Source organism: Virgibacillus sp. MG-45, assembly GCF_036409425.1.
Lineage (GTDB): Bacteria > Bacillota > Bacilli > Bacillales > Amphibacillaceae > LDC-1.
Window position 1 is genome coordinate 1 of the sequence record NZ_JAXOFU010000020.1, and the last position, 7423, is coordinate 7423.

General features: G+C 34.8%; 2 protein-coding genes. Both read right to left on the bottom strand.

Annotated features, from left to right (window positions below; translation table 11 throughout):
* Nucleotides 1-3002 (bottom strand): RHS repeat-associated core domain-containing protein (locus SPK86_RS15130; RefSeq protein WP_330949763.1); only part of this gene is annotated, 3002 nt, incomplete at its 3' end.
* The gene (locus tag SPK86_RS15135) at nt 2981-7204 is read right to left on the bottom strand and encodes a DUF6531 domain-containing protein (protein ID WP_330949764.1); all 4224 of its coding nucleotides are present in this window, start codon (nt 7202-7204) and stop codon (nt 2981-2983) included. The genes SPK86_RS15130 and SPK86_RS15135, both read right to left, overlap by 22 nt.
* Between the last annotated feature and the right edge of the window lie 219 nt (nt 7205-7423).

Below are 7423 nucleotides of genomic sequence, written 5' to 3' on the forward strand. Positions count from 1 at the left end.
TCTACCATATTGATGGGATTATTCATTACATATGCATATCGATTTAACGATTGGGTTTGCTGTGGAACCCCTGGATACGTGTCCTCCGAGATAAATCTTCCATTTGTCGGGCTGTACCATCGGGCACTATAATCCATTAATCCTGCAGTAGGGTCATAGGTTTTTCCTGTATATCCTGTTGCATTGTATGGTGCAGGCATATTGGTAAATAGATTTCCAAATGCATCATAACGATATGCCATAACATGGTCACCAATACGATCAGATACGTCTAGCACATTCCCTGTTGGATCATAATTATAGTATAAGAGCCCGCCTCTTGTCCGAATATTCCCTGGCCATCCTTGCTCCTTTTGTCCATGGAAGCCAAACATCTTACGTGATGTTACTTGACCATTTCCCTCATAATATTCTACGAGCGGCTGACCTTTTGGACCATATTCCTTCATCACATTACGATCAAGTCCACGATACATGTAGTACGTCTGTTCAGAGGAAAGGGTTGTACTATCTTGCTTTTTAAATAAGCCATATTTTTTACCGTTTCCTCGGTTAATGGCATTCCACTTTCCATGACCTTTTCCATTGTTTTGTTTAATGGATTTATAATCATACATTGTAGCTTCTCGAAGGACCTTTCTACCTAATGCATCATATTCATAGGTTACTTCCTGTCCATCCGAATAGTAGACACCACTCAAACGATTGTCGGCAGTGTAATCGTATTTAACAGTGCCATCATCTGCCCGCTTTTCTACCATATTACCATTTGCGTCATAAATATAATTGCTAGTTCCGGAGCGAGTCATTTGATTCGCTTTATTATAGTCATATGTGGTCACTTCTCCATCCGCGACCATCTTTGTTCGATTTCCACTAGCATCATATTCATAGTTTACTTTTTTAACTGGTGCCATCATATATTCTGGCTCTGGATGGCTTTTTTCATCATAGAAAGCTTGCCATTCTATTGGCTTGCCACCATGAAAAACATTCTTCTTCGATTGATTATTTTCTTTTCCGTTCCCGTTACCCTTTCCGTTATTTCCTTTATTACTAGAGTTATTATTCTTATCCTTATTTGGCTTGTCGTTTTTATTCCCTTTATTATTATTATTGGAGTTCTCTTGCTTATCTTTATTTGGTGCGCCTTTTTCATTGTTTTTCCCAGCTCCGTTTGAATCAGCTTTAAGTTCATTTTGTTCTGCGTGAACGGACATAATAAATGAACTAAAGAATTCTACAATATGCTCCCATATGGAAATGAAGAAGTTTTTAATTCCTTCTTTTACGTTTTCAAAAAAATGAACGATTTTACTAAAGAAAGAATCACTTTTTGCAGTAGAGTCTTCTTCTACATTTGCAGCCGAAGCATCCTGTGCTTGTTTTTTATCAATGTTCTTTCCGTCTTCGTCAGCAGTTTTCTCATTTCCTTCTATCCGGTCATTTTTCTCTGATTCAGAGAGTTCAATATCATTAATCCATTTATTTACATTATCGTGCTCTAAATCCATTGTTTGCTTATTGGTAAACTCTTCAGAATTAACGGTGTCCTTATTTTTATTATGGTTCTTGTTCTTTTTATCCTTTGGTGGAGTATAAATATTGTCATGTAATTGTTCTAGTTTTTCCTTCGGATAATTTACTTCTATCAAACGATTTAGTGCATCATATTGATAAGTAGTTTGTGTACCGTCATCTGAATAGTCACCAATACGATTTCCAATTGCATCATAATAGTATTGGGTAGAGCTATTGTTTAATACAAAACGATAATTTGTGTTACTCATTTTCGTAACGTTTCCATCAGCATCATAATCTTTACTGATTGTATTACCGTTCGCCAGTAGTCTTGAGGTTTCTCTCCTCATAGAGTCATATTCAAACATTGTTTTATTATCATCTGGATCCGTGACACTTGTTACTAAATCACGATTATTGTACGTATAGGAAATCGTCCTGTCTTCACTATTAGTGAGGGAAGTTATGTTACCAACCTTATCGTATTGGAAAGTTAATTGCTTATCCATCGTTACATTATGCTGGTTAGTTAATCTTCCTAAATTATCGTACGATAATTTATCCACAGCAGCTGGCGAATGCATCTCCGTTAGTCTATTCATGCGGTCATATTTATAGGTTGCCTTGTAATCATCAAATGCAACGGATTTTACATACCCATTGGAAGTGTAGCCATAATCAATCGTGTCTCCAACTGGTGTCTTTTCTTTGATTAGCTGACCTGCCAAATCATATACAAATTCAGACTTGTCTCCTAAAGCATTCGTTTCAATGGTTGGTTGATTATTCAGATTATATTTCCACGTTCGATCATTTCCATTAGGATCGGTTAGTTTTGTTAAATTTCCTGCTGCATCATATTGATAGTTTGCAACTCCACCAAGCGCATCCTTCACTGTTGACAATTGATTTAAACGATCGTATCCATACGTCGTCGTGCTACCTATTGCATTTGTTTCTTTAACTAAATTTCCTTCAGGATCGTATTGGAAAGAAGATATAGATCCACTTGGATTCTTTAATTTTGTTATTTGATTCAATGCATCATAAGTATATTCAGTCTTACTGTTATCAGCATGCGTTTCCTGAATTAAATTCCCAACTGCATCATAGGAAAACTTGGTTTCGAAACCATCAGTATCTGTCGCTTTAATTAATTGCCCAATTTTATCATATTGATAACTGGATTCTCTCTCTAACGGATCCGTCTCTTTTAGCAAGTTCCCTTCGGTATCATACTCTAATAAAGTCTTGTCATGTGAAGGGTTCGTTACTTTTGTAACCTGTCCATTCGTGTTGTAGGAATAATTCCACTCCGCTCCCTCTGCATCAACTTCTTTTATTTTCCACCCTAAAAGGTTATATTGAAATGAAGTTTGACCACCAGCAGGATCTTTATATTTTGTAATATGACCTGTTTTATCGTACGTATAATTAGCTTTCCGTCCAATCGGATCTTCTACAGTTGTTCGATAACCCAAGGCATTATATTCATACTTCCAAACGCCTCCCTCGGGTTCTTTAATTTGTATAATGTTTCCTTCAGAATCGTATTTAATCTCCGTTGTTGCCCTACAGGATTAACTTCTTTAATCAATCTACCTAATAAATCATACTGAGATTTAGAAGTATTCCCATCTGGATCGATAACAGCAGTTTGGTTTCCGACTACGTCATATTGATATTTATACACATGACCTTTTTTATTTTTATAACTATCTAACAATGCCATAGAATTGTAGGTGTATATTTCTTCATGACCTGCAGCATCGGTTATTTTTACAACGTTGCCAAGTGCATCATATGCATAGCTCGTTTTTCTTCCTAATGCATCGGTTTCTTGTACTAATTGATTTAATGCATTATATTGATACTCGGATACATGGCCAAGTGCATTGGTTTCTTTGACGATTCCTTTTTGATCATTATATTCCAAGGAAGTAACATTCCCTAATTGACCTGTATGTTTCGTAATTCGATTTAACGCATCATATACGTAGTGTTCTGTTTTATTATTCGGTGTTTGAATGCGAATAACGTTATCAAGAAGGTCATAATCATAAACCGTACTTTTATTTAATGGATTAATTTCCTTCTTCACTCGGCCAAGTGCATCGTATTCATATTTAAAAACCGCTCCATTCTCTTGTGTAGCTGATAGAAGTTGACCAGCTTTATCATAGGAATAAGAGACCGTCGCCTCTAACGGCTTTTCTACCTTTATCATTTGCCCATTCTTATTGTAAAAATAGTGCATTGTCTGATTCAGTGAATCGGTCAAGGATGTCATTTGCCCATTCTGATTATATGTCATTTTTGTTAATCCGTTTTCGGCATCTATTGCTTGAATCAGATTTCCATTTTTATCATAGGAGTATTTAGTTACTCCATTGTTCGGATGGACAACTTTCGTTAATCGACCATTCCCGTCATAATTTTGGATTAATTCTGCGCCATTTGGCATCGTCTTTTTAATGATTTGATCATTTGCGTTATATTTAAATTTTGTAGCATAACCTAAAGGATTGATCTCCTCTGCTATTCTTCCAAGTGCATCAAATTTCCATTTCGTTATATTACCCAAAGGATCTTTTAATGATGTTCTTCTACCCGCTTTATCATAACCAATCTTTGTCGTTCCTTTTATATCCTTAATAGTAGTTAATAATCCCGTGTTGGTATCGTATTCATAGCTTGTAACCTGATTTAAAGGGTTTTTGGTGCTTTTCAAACGCCCAAAATCGTCATAAATATACTGCTCAGCTTTACCATCTGGACGAATGACTTTTGTTATTTGATCTAGTGAATTGTATTCATATTTTGTCGTTTTTTCTAAAGGTTCATTCACTTGAGTCAATCTACCAACTTGGTCATATTTATATTCTGTACGATGTCCTAACTGATTTGTTAATCCAACAATCTGATCAAGCGAATTATATTCATAAACGAGGGTGCTTTTATCAGGATAAGTAAATATTCTTTTGTTTTTGCTATCTTGATAGTCCCATTGATATATATATCCCATTGGATCTTTGATTTTAGTTGGTCGATCTAATGTGTCATAGTCAAATTCCATTACTCCACCATTAGCATCTGTTATCGATGTAACGCGACCAATGGCATCATATTGGTAAGAAGTTGCTTCACCTTCTCCATTCGTCATTTTAGTTAACCACTTATTGGAATTATAAGCGTAGGTATTTGTATGCCCGTCTGGATTTGTTTGGCTTTTAAGTAACCCGTTTTCATAATAGCTAAAGGTTGTTTTCTGATTGAGTGCATCTGTTTTACTTACGAGTTTGCCATTTATATATTGATATTTGGTTGAAGCCCCAGCTCGATCTGTTTCTTTTACCAAACGCTTGGCATAATCATATACATAGGATTCACTTGTTCCATCTTGATAAGTTTTTGAAGCTAAAAGACCAAGATTATTATACTCAAGGCTTACAGTCTCTCCAGTCGGGAATGTTTCTGATTTCAATGTACCATCTGGATTATACGTGTATTGATGCTGGCGACCGATTGGATCTTGTACGGAAATCAAACGATATTGCGCATCATACTTGTAAATGGTTTTCCGTTTCAATTGATCTGTTACAGATGATAGTCTACCTTTATTGTCATATGTGAAATTATACGTTCCATTTGCATTTTTAATAGTTTCTATTCCAAATGTAGTATAACTATAACTTGTAGTGCCTTCCGATGATTTCACATTTTCTACACGGCCTATATCATCATAGGACACCGTTTTTGTTTCATGTGCACTTTTTATAGTAACAACTTGTCCGACGGCATTGTATTCATATTCAAATTTACGTCCTATTTCATCTGTAAATAAGATTAAATTTCCATTCGCATCATATTCGAATCGTTGCTCATGCTGAAGAGGATTAATTATTTTTTTTATTCGACCAGCTGCATCGTATTCATATTGATACGTTTCATTTCTACTGTTTTTCTTTGAAAGCATTCTACCTTCAGCATCATAAGTAAAGCGTTCGGTTTCTCCGGAAGGCATTCTTTTTTCTGTAAGACGTTCTAAATTATCAAACAGATATGTTGTTTTTTCACCCATACCATTAATCGATTCAAATAATCGACCATCTTTATAAATAAACGATAATTTTTTATTGTTGTCATCGATTACCCCTGTAATCTGGCCTTTATCGTTATAATCATAAGTTGTAATGATATTGTTGTACGCTTTTTCTACTACATTTCCTGTTGCATCATCAATTGTGAACATCGTGTTTGATCCACGGTTGTCCTTAATTGCAGTTGGAACATCCCATTTTTCATGGTATTCAAAGGTTGTTTTTGTACCATCCATCAAATGCTGAGAAGTTTTTTTCATTTCATTGTCATACGAAAAAGACATCGTTCCTTTAGGAGTAGTCATTTTGGTTAACAAATCATCATTGTTATACGTATAGGACGACTCTTCATCTAATGGATTCTTTTCACTAACAATTTTTCCATCTCGAATTGTAAACGCCCACTTGTTGTTTAACGGATCAATTAACGTAGTTTTAGCTATTTTCCCATTGCTGTCTTGTTGGTAGGATAATTGATATTGTTGTGATACATCTGGCTTGATTACCTTACTTATTTTTTTCTTATCATATTCAAATTGTGTTTTTTCATCTTTTCCTTTTGTAATACCGATGAGTTGATTATTTGCATAATTATATTCCACAACACGACCATCACGGAAAGTGACATTTATTAATTGATTCTTTGTATCGTATGCATAATGAATACTTTTTCCGGCTGGGTCTGTTATTTGTGTAATTACTTCACCATTCCATTTAAAATCGATTGTACGTCCGGAAGTATCAATAACTTTATCTAATCTTCCTAGCGAATCATACCGAAATTCCATTGTATTTCCATATCGATCAGTACGTTTTACCATTTTCCCTGCGCTTGGATCAAAATTATTGGTATCCTTACGCCATGGGGCAAAATAACCATTGTAGGTTATAGTTGTTCCATGCTGCCCTGTTACTACATATTCATCCTTTGAAATTCTTTCAAGTGTTTCCCCATTATCGCCTTTTTTATAGCTGCCTTTATGTAATTCATAGTTGATTAATTCATCACCATCATAACTTGTTATATAACCATCCTCTGGTCCGATAACAAAATCATAATTAATGATACTGCCATCACTCCGTTGCTCTGACATATGATATCCTTCATATATTTGGAGCAAGGAATTCAAGTTAAAGTTCCAACCCTTTCCGAATGGACCTATTTCTTGATTGCTGCTTGAATAGCTTCTTGTTAATTCAAAATCAAATCCAACACTAGCAATATTTAAGTCAGTGTTATTAAACTCGAGCTGTCCTGTTGCTAGATTGATATTGTTTGGCCGATATGCCTGTTTTGCAGGCGGTTCTAAAATTTGACTGTCTTTCACTGGCCCTTCAGGGATTGGTTTTTCTTGCAATGGTTGTGGCAATGTTGGTGTAATACTGTTAGCAGGATCAGGTATAAATGATGCTCCATTTTGATTGTCTGGAAGCATATTTAATATAGATTGCGGATCCATAAATTCTGTATTCGATAAAAGTGAATTTGCAAAAACGTTTTGCGTTGAAGGTATAAAAATAGAACTAAATAATAGCATCATAATTAGTAAAACATTTATAAATTTAGGTAATAGTTTTTTCATAATCTCCTCCGATAATCTTTTTAAAACTACTTTCACAATCATTCCAATCTACTAGATTTAATCCCCTTGTAAAAAATTAGTTCATTTGTAATATCGGCTATTTTCAGAAAAAGTTAACCTTTTATACCTATTTATTACCAAAATAATCCTAAAAACTATATCTTAAGAACTATTAATCGAAAATGAATAATGTTTTAGAACTATTTTTGTTTATTCCTT

Coding starts and splice junctions, on each gene's coding strand:
- SPK86_RS15135 (WP_330949764.1), bottom strand. CDS start 7,204: ATGAAAAAACTATTACCTAAATTTATAAATGTTTTACTAATTATGATG.